Source organism: Nitrospina sp. 32_T5 (assembly GCF_052156635.1).
In the GTDB taxonomy this organism is placed as follows: domain Bacteria; phylum Nitrospinota; class Nitrospinia; order Nitrospinales; family Nitrospinaceae; genus Nitrospina.
The window spans coordinates 922,512-935,130 of the sequence record NZ_JBQKUO010000001.1 but is presented as its reverse complement, the minus strand read 5'-3'; the positions used below and the strand labels follow the sequence as shown (position 1 = coordinate 935,130).

The 12,619-nt window shown below is 61.7% G+C and carries 13 protein-coding genes and 1 tRNA gene; 5 read left to right on the top strand and 9 right to left on the bottom strand.

Annotation, left to right across the window (positions count from 1 at the left end; all coding sequences use genetic code 11):
* The first annotated feature begins 2 nt into the window (after positions 1–2).
* The 3 genes from ACTRW9_RS04370 (at position 3) to ACTRW9_RS04360 (ending at position 1,421) form a co-directional block, all read left to right on the top strand.
* Positions 3–332 (top strand): YbaB/EbfC family nucleoid-associated protein, encoded by a 330-nt coding sequence (locus ACTRW9_RS04370; RefSeq protein ID WP_442426914.1) that lies wholly within the window; start codon positions 3–5, stop codon positions 330–332.
* On the top strand, positions 329–937 hold the full coding sequence (recR, locus tag ACTRW9_RS04365; RefSeq protein WP_442428431.1) for a recombination mediator RecR: 609 nt from the start codon (positions 329–331) through the stop codon (positions 935–937). Before ACTRW9_RS04370 ends, recR begins: the two co-directional genes overlap by 4 nt.
* Before the next feature lie 409 nt (positions 938–1,346).
* A tRNA-Asn gene (locus tag ACTRW9_RS04360) sits at positions 1,347–1,421 on the top strand.
* A 71-nt stretch (positions 1,422–1,492) separates the two neighbouring features.
* Here the strand turns inward: ACTRW9_RS04360 and ACTRW9_RS04355 are convergent.
* A complete protein-coding gene (locus ACTRW9_RS04355; protein WP_442428430.1) occupies positions 1,493–2,455 on the bottom strand; it encodes a ketopantoate reductase family protein in 963 nt (320 codons plus the stop codon).
* Between the two features lie 275 nt (positions 2,456–2,730).
* Between ACTRW9_RS04355 and ACTRW9_RS04350 the strand changes: the two genes are divergently transcribed.
* Both ACTRW9_RS04350 and ACTRW9_RS04345 read left to right on the top strand, forming a co-directional pair.
* A complete protein-coding gene (locus ACTRW9_RS04350) occupies positions 2,731–4,485 on the top strand; it encodes a YeiH family protein (protein ID WP_442428429.1) in 1,755 nt (584 codons plus the stop codon).
* A complete protein-coding gene (locus ACTRW9_RS04345) occupies positions 4,482–4,679 on the top strand; it encodes a hypothetical protein (RefSeq protein ID WP_442428428.1) in 198 nt (65 codons plus the stop codon). Before ACTRW9_RS04350 ends, ACTRW9_RS04345 begins: the two co-directional genes overlap by 4 nt.
* A 22-nt stretch (positions 4,680–4,701) precedes the next feature.
* Here ACTRW9_RS04345 and hypE read toward each other — a convergent pair whose 3' ends face one another.
* The 8 genes from hypE to ACTRW9_RS04305 form a co-directional block, all read right to left on the bottom strand.
* A complete protein-coding gene (hypE, locus tag ACTRW9_RS04340; protein WP_442428427.1) occupies positions 4,702–5,766 on the bottom strand; it encodes a hydrogenase expression/formation protein HypE in 1,065 nt (354 codons plus the stop codon).
* A 10-nt stretch (positions 5,767–5,776) separates the two neighbouring features.
* Complete coding sequence (gene hypD / locus ACTRW9_RS04335) at positions 5,777–6,862, bottom strand: hydrogenase formation protein HypD (protein ID WP_442428426.1); 1,086 nt, start codon at positions 6,860–6,862, stop codon at positions 5,777–5,779.
* A 7-nt stretch (positions 6,863–6,869) separates the two neighbouring features.
* Entirely contained in the window at positions 6,870–7,124 is a 255-nt protein-coding gene (locus ACTRW9_RS04330; RefSeq protein ID WP_442428425.1) for a HypC/HybG/HupF family hydrogenase formation chaperone, read from the bottom strand.
* 161 nt (positions 7,125–7,285) lie between these two features.
* Positions 7,286–9,751, bottom strand: coding sequence for a carbamoyltransferase HypF (gene hypF, locus ACTRW9_RS04325; RefSeq protein WP_442428424.1), 2,466 nt, complete (start codon positions 9,749–9,751; stop codon positions 7,286–7,288).
* Positions 9,738–10,034 (bottom strand): hydrogenase/urease maturation nickel metallochaperone HypA, encoded by a 297-nt coding sequence (locus tag ACTRW9_RS04320; RefSeq protein WP_442428423.1) that lies wholly within the window; start codon positions 10,032–10,034, stop codon positions 9,738–9,740. The genes hypF and ACTRW9_RS04320 overlap by 14 nt, the downstream gene beginning before the upstream one ends.
* Positions 10,027–10,515, bottom strand: coding sequence for a hydrogenase maturation protease (locus tag ACTRW9_RS04315; protein WP_442428422.1), 489 nt, complete (start codon positions 10,513–10,515; stop codon positions 10,027–10,029). Before ACTRW9_RS04315 ends, ACTRW9_RS04320 begins: the two co-directional genes overlap by 8 nt.
* Before the next feature lie 11 nt (positions 10,516–10,526).
* Positions 10,527–11,819 carry a Ni/Fe hydrogenase subunit alpha gene (locus ACTRW9_RS04310; protein ID WP_442426903.1) on the bottom strand — a complete coding sequence of 431 codons (1,293 nt, stop codon included), beginning with the start codon at positions 11,817–11,819 and terminating at the stop codon, positions 10,527–10,529.
* On the bottom strand, positions 11,797–12,618 hold the full coding sequence (locus ACTRW9_RS04305) for an oxidoreductase (RefSeq protein ID WP_442428421.1): 822 nt from the start codon (positions 12,616–12,618) through the stop codon (positions 11,797–11,799). Before ACTRW9_RS04305 ends, ACTRW9_RS04310 begins: the two co-directional genes overlap by 23 nt.
* Position 12,619: the final 1 nt, after the last annotated feature.

Sequence of the window (12,619 nt, the reverse complement as noted above, 5' to 3'; positions counted from 1 at the left end):
TCATGTTCGGTAAATTCGGCGACCTCATGAAAAACGCGCAGGCCATCCAGGAAAAGATGGCCGAGATGCAGAGCGAGCTCGCAGGCAAGACCGTCGAGGCCTCCGCCGGCGGCGGCATGGTGAAGATCACCGCCAACGGCCTCAACGAAATCCTGTCGGTGCACATCGACGAAGAATTGATCAACATGCAGGACCGCGCCATCCTGGAAGACCTCGTCACGGGTGCGATCAACGAAGTCCACCGCAAGGTGCAGGCCCTGTCACAGGAAGAGATGGGCAAGATCACCGGCGGCCTGAACATCCCCGGCCTGTTTCCGCCCCCGCAAGCATGAAGCGTCCCGCACCCGTCACGGAACTCATCGAAGAGCTCAAGCGGCTGCCCGGCATCGGGCAGAAGACCGCCGAACGCCTGTCGTTCTACCTCATGCGCGGGCCGAAAGAGCAGGCGGAGAAACTGTCGCGCGCCGTCGTCAACATAAAAGAGAAGATCGTGCTGTGCAAAAACTGTCACGGCATCAGCGACAAGGAACTGTGCGACATCTGCTCCGACACCCGCCGCGACCACGGCGTCATCTGCGTCGTCGAGGAACCGTACGACGTGTACGTGATGGAGAACGTCGGCGACTTCAGAGGCGAGTACCACGTGCTGATGGGGGTGATCTCGCCGCTCGACGGCATCGGCCCGGCGGACCTCACCATCGGCGAGTTGAAGGCCAAGACCGAGACGCGCGAGATAAAGGAAATCATCCTCGCCACCAACCCGGACATGGAAGGCGAGAGCACCGCCGTGTTCATCGCGCGCATGATGAAGGGATACAACGTGCGCGTCACCCGCATCGCGCGCGGGCTGCCGGTGGGCGGCGACATCGAATACGCCGACCCCGTGACCCTGTCGAAATCATTGGAAGGCCGCACCGAGATGAAGTTTTCCGACTAGCGGGCGTGGTCCACAGCGAATGGGCGAATGCGGGGTGCCGCGAACGAGAGTCCGCGAGCGCAATGCTAGATCGATCCCGCCGCCTCCGGGTGCAACCCGGTTCCCCCTTGTGAGGGGGGCCAGGGGGGGGTTCCCTGTCAGTTGTCATTCTGAGCGTGAGCGAAGAATCTATAGGTTGAATTGTACCCACCGATCATCGTTCGACCTGCACGCAAAGCGGTCCAAACCTTTGTCAAAGGGCCTCCGTTGCCTTTCCCCCGACCATCGTTCGCCCAATTTGCATGGCCGATTATCTGATTTTGAATGGGAAAGTCTGCTTCCCCCGCAGGGGGTGGTTTTGACTTGACCGGTCGGGTATAATTGCGTAAATTATGGGGTTTTCAGAAGCACCCGATCCCGAAACTACCATTCCGGAGTGGCGCAATGGTAGCGCAAGCGGCTGTTAACCGCTGTGTTACAGGTTCGAGTCCTGTCTCCGGAGCCAGATACAGAAAAGCCGTCCCCGCACTGCATCGCGGCGGACGGCTTTTTGCTTTTCGGCGTTCCCCCTGTCAATCAAGCTTTCAATTCCCGTTTGGTTTCCGCGAAGCGGATGAGGTGGTACACCTGCGTGTTGTGCGGCACCGGGACGCCGTGCTGTTCGCCCAGCCTCATCACCGCGCCGTTCAGGGCGTCGATCTCGGTGCGTTTGCCGGCGCGCAGGTCCTGCAGCATGGAAGGGATGTGACGGTAGGTTGCGGGCAGTTGCTTTTTGTAAAAGGTGTCGAGGTAGCCGTCCACCGACTCCCAGTGCGTGCGGTACCCCGCCTCCTGCATGACGGCGAACACCTCGCGCGCGAGGGCGTCCATCAGCCGCCGCGTGTCGGGCGATTCGCCGAGCAGTCCGTACGGCACGTCGAACAGCGTGCTCAATCCGTTCAGCATGCAGTTGTACAACATCTTCGCCCACAGGTCGCGTCCCACCGTCCTGGTCACCGCCGAGGGCAGGCCGCCGCCGTCGATCGCTTCGCTCAACGGTTTCAAATCGTCCACGGCCTCGTCGAACAACGAACCGATGTGCATGGTGTCGGCGTGCACGGTGACATCGACGTGATGCGGTTCCGGACGGGTGAAGCCGGTGATGACGCGCGCGCTCTTCACGCGCTCTTCAGGAAAGTGTTGCGCGAAGATCTCCGCATTGCCCCAGCCGTTCTGGCACAGCACGAACGGGGTGCGGGCATCTTTTATGAACGCAACCGCTGCCAGTTCCCGTGCCGCCTGGTCGGTGTCGAACGACTTGGTGCAGACGAGGATGAAATCGTAAGCGGTGTTTTTGAGTTCGGTTACCGACGCCACCGCGCCGAAGGCGGACGACGGCGCCTGGACCTCGCCGAACAGTCCCGTGCGCGTGAGGCCATGCTGGCGCAGGGCCTCCACCGTTTGCGCGCGGCCGACCACATCGACCCGATGCCCCGTCTTCACCAGGCAGGACGCGATCCCGAGTCCCACCGCCCCGGCTCCGTAAATCAGGATTTTCATAGCGGCATTGTATCACCCCACTGCGTGGGGAGGAATATGGGTACTGCCTGATGGTTTCTGCGATGATCGCCGGGCCCGTTATGAAAGTTTCTCTTGCCTGACGCGGGCCCCGCCCACCCATTGCATGGGAGGCGGATGGATCCTTCTCCGGTTCCTTTGCGCCGGGGCACTGTCCGAAAAAAGCGCACGCTCAATTCAGGTTGGATAAGCGGAGCCGGTGATTTAAAATTTGTCCACCAATTGATAACCCCATCGCAAGGTTCCATTCAAGCACCATGTCCGATCCCGCCTCCAACGGCCAGACCGATTACGTCGTCGACAAAGCCGAAAGCCGGTGGAGCGACCTGTGGAAGACCGAGGACTGCTGGGCCATCTGGCTGGGACTGTTCCTGCTGTTCGTCGGGCTTGTTGTGTACCTGCCGAATCCTCCCGCCGGACTCGACTCCAAAATCGCGGAAGCCAGCGCCGTTCTGGAAAAGGAGTCGAAGCGCGCGCCGTTCCGCACGCTCGCCTGGTTTGAAGCTGATGATGCGAAATCGGCGTTGAAAGCCACCGGCGAACCGTACGCCAAAACCATCAAGCAGTGGACCGGCAAACCGCACAAGTGGTCGGACAATCCTCTGGATGCGTTTTTTCTCTCCGAAGAACGTGCAAAGACCAAAGCCGCTCTGGGGAAGAAAAAGTACGAAGCCTTGAAAGCCGAATCGGAAACGTTGAAGGCCGCCGCGCAGCAGGCTGAACAGAGCGCCGGGTCGGCGGGCTTCAACGACGCGGCGCTCAACGCTCAGGCGAAAGACGCGATTCAAAAATACCGCGATCACCTGCGCAACGTCGCCGCAGCCAAAAAGAAAACCAAAGCGAAGGCGTACAACCAGATTCCATACCTCCTCGCTACCGGTCTTGCCATCGCGCTTCTGTTTGCGCTCGGCATGCAGGTGATGAACGGCAACGGCCTGGCATTTCTGAAAGGCTTCGCTTTCATTTTCATGCTGGCGGTGCTGGCGTTTTTCTTTGCGGCGCAGGCGGACATCAAGTCGCTCGGCATCGGTTACGCGGCGTGGGCGATTCTGCTGGGCCTGCTCATCAGCAACACGCTTGGCACTCCGGAGTGGGTGAAGCCCGCGGTGCAGGTGGAGTATTTCATCAAAACGGGACTGGTCCTGCTCGGTGCGGAGATTCTGTTCAGCAAGGTATTGACCATCGGCCTGCCGGGCCTGTTCGTCGCGTGGGTGGTGACGCCGGTTGTCTTGATCACCACCTACTGGTTCGGTCAGCGCGTGTTGAAGATCGAATCGAAAACCCTCAACATGACGATCAGCGCGGACATGTCGGTGTGCGGCGTTTCTGCGGCCATCGCCACCGCCGCCGCCTGCCGGGCGAAGAAGGAAGAGCTGACCCTCGCCGTCGGCCTGTCGCTGGTGTTCACTTCAGTCATGATGGTGGTGATGCCGAACATCATCCTCGCGTTCGGAATGGACCACGTGCTGGGCGGAGCGTGGATGGGCGGGACGATCGACGCCACCGGCGCCGTGGCCGCGGCCGGGGCGTTCCTGAGCGACCGCGCGTTGTACGTCGCCGCCACGGTGAAGATGATCCAGAACATCCTCATCGGCGTCATCGCCTTCTGCGTCGCGCTGTACTGGGTGACGAAGGTGGAACGCGATCCCGCGCGGCCGCGTCCCGGCCTCATGGAAATCTGGCATCGTTTTCCCAAGTTCGTCATCGGTTTCGTGTTCGCCTCGATCCTGGTGTCGTCGATTTACAGCGGACTCGGACCCGGCGTGGGGGAGGCGATGATCACCGACGGCGTCATCAAGGGCTGGACGAAGATCGGCCGCGGCTGGTTTTTCTGTCTTGCGTTTGTCAGCATCGGGCTCGCCACTGACTTCCGCGAGCTTGGCCATTACTTTCACAAGGGCAAACCGCTCATCCTGTACCTGTGCGGGCAGACGTTGAACCTGATCCTGACTCTGGCGATGGCGTACCTGATGTTCTTCATTGTCTTTCCGGAGATCACGGCCCAGATATGAAAACGCAAATCAACGAAACCCTCCCGGGCAGCGTCCGCAATTTTTTATTGGGGGTGGTGTTGCTGTTGGTGTTCGCATTCGGTTTGCTGCCGTGGGTGGCGGGTCACCTGCCCTGGGCGGAGAGTGTGGCGGCCTCGGTGAAAGCCAACGGACTCAACGCCTCCGGCCTGTTCTACACCGATGTGGATTATTGAAATTGCGTGAAAGTGGAATCCGCTAGCAGATGCGCGGCAGCTGGTCGCCGCTCAGCATGTCGAGCAGGCGCGTGGTGCCGAAGGCACTGTGCAGGGTGACGCGTCCGCGCGCCTCTTCCTTTTCCACAGTGCCGATGCGTGCCGCGTGGCGTCCGGTTTCGTGCCGTCGCATGATCCGAAGTGCCGGCTCCGCCTGCTCTTCCGGAACGAACGCCACGCACCGTCCCTCGTTGGCGACGTAAAGCGGATCGAATCCCAAAAGCTCGCACGCGCCGCGCACCGCGTCGGTCACCCCGATCTTCGTTTCCTCCAGAGCCAAGGGCAACGAGGAGGCTTTGGCGATTTCCACCAGCGCCGTGGCCAGTCCGCCGCGCGTCAGGTCGCGCAGGCAATGCACGTCGATGCCGCCTTCGATCAGGTCGCGCACCATGCCATGCAGGGGCGCGCAATCGCTTTCGATCGCCGACTCGAACCGCAGGCCTTCCCGCACCTGCACGAGTGCCATGCCGTGGCGTCCGACATCGCCGTTAAGAAGAATCGCGTCGCCGGCCTGAACGCGGCCGGGAGCAACAGGTTGCGGTGCGATCACCCGCCCCACCCCGGCGGTGTTGATGAACATGCCGTCGCCCTTGCCGCGCTCGACCACCTTGGTGTCGCCGGTGACGATGCGCACCCCGGCTCTCTCCGCGGCGCGTTGCATCGACTGCACCACCTGCCACAGCGTTTCCATCGAAAGTCCTTCTTCCAGGATGAAGCCCGCGCTCAGGGAATCCGGCACCGCACCGCACATGGCCAGGTCGTTCACCGTTCCCCACACCGCGAGCCGGCCGATGTCCCCGCCGGGAAAGAACAGCGGATTCACGACGTAGGAATCGGTGGTGAATGCGAGTTCGCCTTCGTTCACCGGGACCACCGCGCCGTCGTGCTGGGTCGCCTGCGTGCCGAACGCGGCGGCGAATATCGTGTCGATGAGCTGGTGCATCAGCCGTCCGCCGCCTCCATGCCCCAGCAGGACCTGCGGAGTGTCGTTCAACGGAACGGGGCATTGCAGTCCATCGGCAAAAGTACGGTGTTCCGGTTTGTCCACGGTGCGCTCCTTATGAAGGGCGGTAACGGTAATAGGCCGCGCAGGCGCCTTCGGTGCTGACCATGGTCGCACCCAGCGGTTTTTCCGGTGTGCAGCGCGTGCCGAACGCCGGGCAGTCCGAGGGCTTGTCCAGTCCCAGAAGAATGCGCCCGCTGATGCACTCCGTATTTTCTTCCACGCGAGGTGAAGCGATGCCGAAACGCCGTTCGGCGTCGAACGCTGAGTACTCCGGGGTCAGGCCCAGGCCGCTGGCCGGGATTTCGCCGATGCCCCGCCAGGCGCGCGGCACCACGCGAAACACTTTCTGGATCAGCTCCTGCGCGGGATGGTTGCCGCCGCGCGTCACCGAACGCGTGTATTGGTTTTCCACCTCGGCGCGGCCGCTTTCCAGTTGGCGCACGCACAGGTACAGGCCGTGCAGGATGTCCACCGGCTCGAACCCTGTCACCACCAGCGGCACCCGGTAGCGTTCGGCGATCGGTTCGTATTCGGTGAAACCCATCACCGTGCACACGTGGCCCGCCAGCAGAAACCCGTCGATGCGGTGTTGTTCCGATTGCAGGATCGATTCCACCGCCGGCGGCACCAGCACCTGCGACACCAGCATGAAAAAATTTGTGAGGCCGCGCAGTTTGGCCTGGTGCACCGCCATGGCGTTGGCGGGAGCGGTGGTCTCGAATCCCACGGCGAAAAAAACCACCTGCCGTGCGGGCTGTTCTTCCGCCAGCTGGACCGCATCCATCGGCGAATACACCATGCGCACATCGCCGCCCGCCGCTTTCACCGACAGCAGGTCGCGGCCGGTTCCCGGCACCCGCATCATGTCGCCGAACGAGCAGAGTGTCACTCCCGGTTGCTGAGCGATGTCGATGGCGCGGTCGATCAACTCCACCGGCGTCACGCACACCGGACAGCCGGGTCCGTGCACGAGCGCGATGGGTTCGGGCAGCAGCTGGTCGATGCCGTGCTTGACGATGCTGTGCGTCTGCCCGCCGCAGACTTCCATGATGCGCCACGGTCGGGTGACGGTTTTGTGCAAAGCGTCGGCGAGGCGCCGGGCGGCTTCCGGATCGCGAAATTCGTCGAGGAATTTCATAATGGGGTCACTCCTCCTCCGGCGGCGGGGAATCGAGCCGGCCCATTTCTTCCAGGTACTTCAGGGCGCGGTGCGCCTCGGCTTCATCGACGCGGCTGATGGCGAACCCGGCATGCACGATCACGTAATCGCCCACCTCCGCCTCCGGCACGTAGGACAGCCAGGCTTCTTTCACGATGCCGCCGAAGTCAATGCGGCCTTTGCGCGTCAACGGCTCGCCTTCTTCGATGCTTTCGATTTTTCCCGGTATGGCCAGACACATAATAAACACCAACTTCCCTCTTTCGTTCCCTCTGTTCCGGGGCGATGTTCGCGCGGCAATTTTAAAAACCCACAGATGCTTGGCTGGCGCTCAGAATGACAAATCAGGCCCCAGCGTGTCATTCCGAGGAGCCGCAGGCGACGAAGAATCCATGTTTTCTTTCACATTATCGTTTTCGGAGCTTCTTTTTGCAGGGCGGCGAGGATTTGCCCCACCGCCACGCCGCCGTCGTTGGGCGGGATGCGCTGGTGCCAGGACGGCTGGAATCCCGCTTCGCGAAGTGCCGTCACCGTCATCTCCGTCAGCACCCGGTTCTGAAAACAGCCGCCGCTCAGCACCACGCGCGGCTCCCCCACAAGTTGCGCCATGCCCACCACGATGTCCGCCAGCGTATGATGAAACGTGGTGGCGATTTCATTCACCGCGCGGTGCCGGGCGAGGTCGTTTAAAATCTCCTCGATCATCGGTTGCCAGTCCACCACGTAAGTGTACCGGTGCACGGCTTCCGCCGGAGACTTCCCCGACTCCACTTCCAGGATTTTGAATGTGTAGCGTTCGTCGGACCATGGAATGCCGATGGAAAATGGACCTCCCGAGTTGCGGGGCGAGCCGACGATTTCCTCTTCGCTGATCCACGGTTCGCGGGCGGGGGACCTGACCGGGCCCGTTTTGCTTTCCGCCGGTGACAGGAAAATTCCCGTGGCGAATTCAAGCCGCATGGCCCCCTGTCCTTCGTAACGGTTGTGCAGGCCGAGTCCCAGCAGGGCCGACACCGCATCGAACAGGCGTCCGGCACTGGAGGTGCGGGGCGCGTTCATTTGTTTTTCCAGCATGCCGCAAAGCACGTCGCGTTCGGGAGGACTCCATCGCAATGAATTCATGAGGTCGTTGCGTTCGAACACCTCCACTCCCAGCATTTCATAAAGCAGGCCCAGCGCCGCGCGGCGCGGCTCGCGCACCGCCTGTTCCCCGCCGGGAAGCATGAAGGGACGGAAATGCCCTTCGCGTGAGAACCCTTCTTCCGTAACCAGCAGAAACTCGCCGCCCCACACCGTGCGGTCGAGTCCGTACCCCGTGCCGTCCCAGCTGACGCCGAGGGCCGGAGGCGGCACCTCGTTGTCCACCATGCACGCCAGCACGTGCGCGAAATGATGTTGCACTGCATCGCGCGGCAGGTCCCGGTCTTCCGCATAGCGCGTCGATGCGTAGTCGGGATGAAAGTCGTGCACCACCAACTCCGGCTGGATCCCGTAAAACCGCGTCAGCGTATCGATCGTTTTTTTGAAAGTGGTCACCGAATGCGGCGATACGAGGTCGCCGATGTGCTGGCTGAGCGCGATCTCTCCGTTTTTGTACAGGGCGACGGTGTTTTTCATGTGCGGCCCCACGGCCAGCACCTGCAGGTCCACACTGCCGAACCCCCAGTGCCGCGTGATGGGAAACGTGGCGGGTGCGAAGCCGCGCCCCCGGCGCAGTACCATCTCCCGCCCCAGCACCACCCGCACGATGGAATCATCCACATGGTTGACGATGTCGCGGTCATGCACAAGAAACCCGTCGGCCATCTTGTTCAACCGTTGCAGGGCCTCGTCGTTTTGCGTGCACAGGGTTTCCTCCGAAAGGTTGCCGCTGGTGGCGATGACCGGGCGACCGAGTTCGCGTGCGATCAAATGATGCAGGGCGGTCATTGGAAGCAGAACGCCGAGGTACGGGTTGTCCGGTGCGATGTTGCCGGGAAGCGAGTTGTTTTTGCGGTGGAGCAGAACGATGGGTGTTTCCGGTGACAATAACGCCCGCCGTTCCATCGGGGACACGTCGCATATTTGCTGGACCGATTCCAGGTCCGGGAACAGGACGGCCAGCGGCTTTTCTTCGCGCTGCTTGCTTTTTCTAAGTTGGCCGATGGCCTCCTCGCTGGTGGCGTCGGCCATCAGGTGGAATCCACCGAGACCCTTGACCGCAACGATGCATCCATCACGCAAGACTTCCACCGCGCGCATCAAAGCGTCGTCTCCGGCGGCCAGTCCGGTTCCGGCGGCGTCGAGGTAAGAGAGCCGTGGGCCGCACCGGGGGCAGGCGTTCGGCTGGGCGTGGAAGCGGCGGTTCTGCGGGTCTTCGTATTCGGCGAGGCAGGCCTCGCACATTTCAAATACACGCATGGATGTATTGGGCCGGTCGTAGGGAAGGGCGGTCATGATGCTGAACCGCGGGCCGCATCGCGTGCAGTTGGTGAAGGGATACCGGTGACGCCGGTTTTGCGGATCGAACACTTCCTCCAGGCAGTCGCCGCAGGTGGCGATATCCGGAAGCACCCAGAACGACTTTGCAGTTCCGTCGGAGCTTTCGCGGATTTCAAAATTTTCATAACCCTCCGGGTCGAGATACGTGTGTTCCAGACCCTGGATGTGAGCGAGTGGGGGTTTTTCCTCATCGATGCGATAAAGGAAGGCGTCGAGATTGGACAACGGGCCTTCCGCATCGATCACCACCCCCTGTCCCGTGTTGGCGACCCAGCCCGTGAGGTTGAGGTCCGTGGCCAGGTTGTAGATGAACGGACGGAAGCCCACGCCCTGCACCTTGCCCCGCAGGGTGATGCGGATGCGCGTTGTGATGTCACCGGTTTCCATGTCCCGACGAATCCTCCGAGAGATCCTCCAGTTCCACGCTTTCGATCCAGATCTCCTGCGCCTGCGGGTCGGTGGTGTCGGTGCCGACCTCGATGTTCACCCGCGCGCCTTCGGCCACGGTCCCGGCCGCGGCATCCCGGAAATGTTCCATAAAATGTTCCGGCGAAATGTGCGCCAGCGCCCCGAGCTTCACGTTCAATCCCACCACCCGCGCGTTCTGGTGGTTCAGCGAGACCGACAGGATTTTGCGCATCAGGTCGTTCATCAGCGATTGTTCATGCATGCCGGGTTTCCTTCATGAGAGTGTGAACCTGGTCGAGCACTTGGGCGGCGAGTTCATCCAGCGAAGCTTCCACTTCCGGGGACATCCCCTGCCCCGGCGAGAACGCTTTGCCCTCGATGCCGAACACGACCACGCGCGGTGGCAGTTTGCCAAGCGCGCGCGCCATCTCCACTGCGTCGTGCACGCTGAAGTTGTGGGTCGAACAACGCAGGAAGCGGGCGTTCATGCTTTCGGCGCTCACGTCCCAGCGGTGCACCGTGCCGGGGGTCGCGCCCGATTCCACCGCGTCGATCAGGACGGCGGCGTCGGGTGCTTCCAGCGCCTCCATCACCGCCGCGCCCTCGCCCTCCACTTCCCGCACCGTGACGGCGGGCGAGGAAATTTGTTTCGCCAGCCGCTGTGCCGCGTGGCGGCCTGCCGCATCGTCACCGCGCCACAGGTTGCCGATGCCGAGAACGAGAATAGGGGGCGAATCTGTCATGGAGAGTCCTTTCAGCAACGGTCCACTTCCATTTTCAGGAAATGCGTGGCGCAGGAGATGCACGGATCGTAATTGCGGATCGCCTGTTCGCACTGCCATTGCAGTTTGTCGTCGGGAAGATCCATATATTGGGGAACGAACTGCCGCAGGTCTTCCTCGATGGTCTTCTGGTTCTGCGACGTGGGCGGCACGATCTTCGCGTCCTGGATGAGGCCCGCGTCGTCGATGCGATAGCGGTGGTACAGGATGCCGCGCGGCGCTTCCGTGCAGGCGTATCCGGTTCCCGCTTTCGGTTCGATGTCGAGCGCCGGCCGATCCGGCATCTCGTAATGGCGGATCAGGCGCAGCGCCTCGTCCACCGCGAACAGCGCCTCCACGCAACGCACGATGATGCTCTTGAACGGATTGCGGCAGGGCGCCTTGAGTTTCGCCGCACGCGCCGCCTGCCTGGCGACGGGCGGAAGCTGGTGGTGATTCAGGTTGAATCGCGCCAGCGGCCCCACGAAATAATTGCCGCGTGCTTTCAATACCGAATGCAGCGCGTTGGACCGCTCGACGTGCTGTTCCTCAAAATGATCGTCGTACTCGCGGGCGGCGATGTCGAGTCCGCGACTGGACACGATGCGGCCTTCATTGAACGGGTATTCCTCCGGGTGGTGGAGGGCGACGAATTCGTAGTCAACTTCGAAATCGGGAAACGGCAGTTTCGCGACGAACTCAACCGCCTGCAGCGCGAAGTCGCGGCACCACTTCAGGTTTTCCTCCAGCTTTTTGAAATCGGTTTTGCGCGGCACCTTGTAAAATCCGCCGACCTTCACGTTGATCGGATGAATCTCGCGTCCGCCGAGGAAAGCGACGATCTCGTTGCCGTGTTTTTTGAAACGCAGAACGTTTTCGATGAGCTGTTTGTGGTCTTTCGCGATCTGGATGGCGTCGTGGTACCCCAGGAAATCCGGCGCGTGCAGCATGAAGGCGTGCAGGATGTGGCTTTCGATCCATTCGCCGCAGTAAATGAGGCGGCGCAGGGCCCGGAGCGGCGGGGTCATGGTCACCCCCAGCGCGTCCTCCATGGCGTGCACCGCGCTCATCTGGTAGGCAATGGGGCAGATGCCGCAGATGCGCGCCGTGATGTCCGGCGCTTCGGTGAACTGGCGACCGCGCAGGAACGCTTCGAAAAAACGCGGCGGCTCGAAGATTTTGAGTTGCACGTCCTTCAATGCGCCGTCCTGGATTTTAAGATACAGCGCACCCTCGCCTTCCACCCGCGCCAGGTAATCGACTTTAATGGTCCGGGTTTTTTTCATACGCTTCGCTTTCCCTGCGGAACTTTTTGGTCCAGCCGTAAACCCCGCGGAACACGCGGCGCACGCTGTCCTCGTCCATACCCATGTCCAGGAATGCGCGGCTCATCGCATTCGTGTTGGCTTTTTCCTTGGGACCGAAGCAGGCGTAACAGCCGCGGTTGTAACTGGGGCACAGCGCGCCGCACCCGGCGTGGGTGATGGGACCCATGCACGGCGTGCCGTGCGCCACCATCACACACACGTTGCCCGCGCGTTTGCATTCCAGGCACACGCTGTGCGGGGGCGTGTTCGGTTTGCGTTCGTTCAGAAACGCGTTGATCACCTCGAGCAACTGGTGCTTGTTGATGGGACACCCCTGCAATTGAAAATCGACGGCCACGTGTTCTTCGATGGCGGTCGATTTTTTCAGGCTGTCGATGTAATCCGGCGTGGCGTACACGATGGAGATGAATTCGTTGACGTCCTTGAAGTTGCGGAGCGACTGGATGCCCCCGGCGGTGGCGCAGGCGCCGATGGTGATCAGTGTCTTCGAAATGCGCCGGATCTGGTGGATGCGCTCGGCGTCGTGCGGGGTGGTGATCGATCCCTCCACCAGCGACACATCATAAGGCCCTTTCAGAATGCGGCTCGACGCTTCGGGGAAATTAGCGATGGTGATGTGCTCGGCCACGGTGAGCAGCTCGTCCTCGCAGTCGAGCAGGCTCAACTGGCATCCGTCGCAGGACGCGAACTTCCACACTGCGAGTTTCGGTTTGCGGTGCGACGGTTTGCGTTTGGCCGTGGTTTTCTTACCCGCCATG

Excerpts from the sequence above, each read along its gene's own strand:
- ACTRW9_RS04370 (WP_442426914.1), top strand. The coding sequence starts at position 3 with ATGTTCGGTAAATTCGGCGACCTCATGAAAAACGCGCAGGCCATCCAG.
- ACTRW9_RS04355 (WP_442428430.1), bottom strand. The coding sequence starts at position 2,455 with ATGAAAATCCTGATTTACGGAGCCGGGGCGGTGGGACTCGGGATCGCG.
- ACTRW9_RS04305 (WP_442428421.1), bottom strand. The coding sequence starts at position 12,618 with ATGGCGGGTAAGAAAACCACGGCCAAACGCAAACCGTCGCACCGCAAA.
- recR (WP_442428431.1), top strand. The coding sequence starts at position 329 with ATGAAGCGTCCCGCACCCGTCACGGAACTCATCGAAGAGCTCAAGCGG.
- ACTRW9_RS04310 (WP_442426903.1), bottom strand. The coding sequence starts at position 11,819 with ATGAAAAAAACCCGGACCATTAAAGTCGATTACCTGGCGCGGGTGGAA.
- ACTRW9_RS04320 (WP_442428423.1), bottom strand. The coding sequence starts at position 10,034 with ATGCATGAACAATCGCTGATGAACGACCTGATGCGCAAAATCCTGTCG.
- ACTRW9_RS04330 (WP_442428425.1), bottom strand. The coding sequence starts at position 7,124 with ATGTGTCTGGCCATACCGGGAAAAATCGAAAGCATCGAAGAAGGCGAG.
- ACTRW9_RS04315 (WP_442428422.1), bottom strand. The coding sequence starts at position 10,515 with ATGACAGATTCGCCCCCTATTCTCGTTCTCGGCATCGGCAACCTGTGG.
- ACTRW9_RS04350 (WP_442428429.1), top strand. The coding sequence starts at position 2,731 with ATGTCCGATCCCGCCTCCAACGGCCAGACCGATTACGTCGTCGACAAA.
- hypD (WP_442428426.1), bottom strand. The coding sequence starts at position 6,862 with ATGAAATTCCTCGACGAATTTCGCGATCCGGAAGCCGCCCGGCGCCTC.
- hypF (WP_442428424.1), bottom strand. The coding sequence starts at position 9,751 with ATGGAAACCGGTGACATCACAACGCGCATCCGCATCACCCTGCGGGGC.
- ACTRW9_RS04345 (WP_442428428.1), top strand. The coding sequence starts at position 4,482 with ATGAAAACGCAAATCAACGAAACCCTCCCGGGCAGCGTCCGCAATTTT.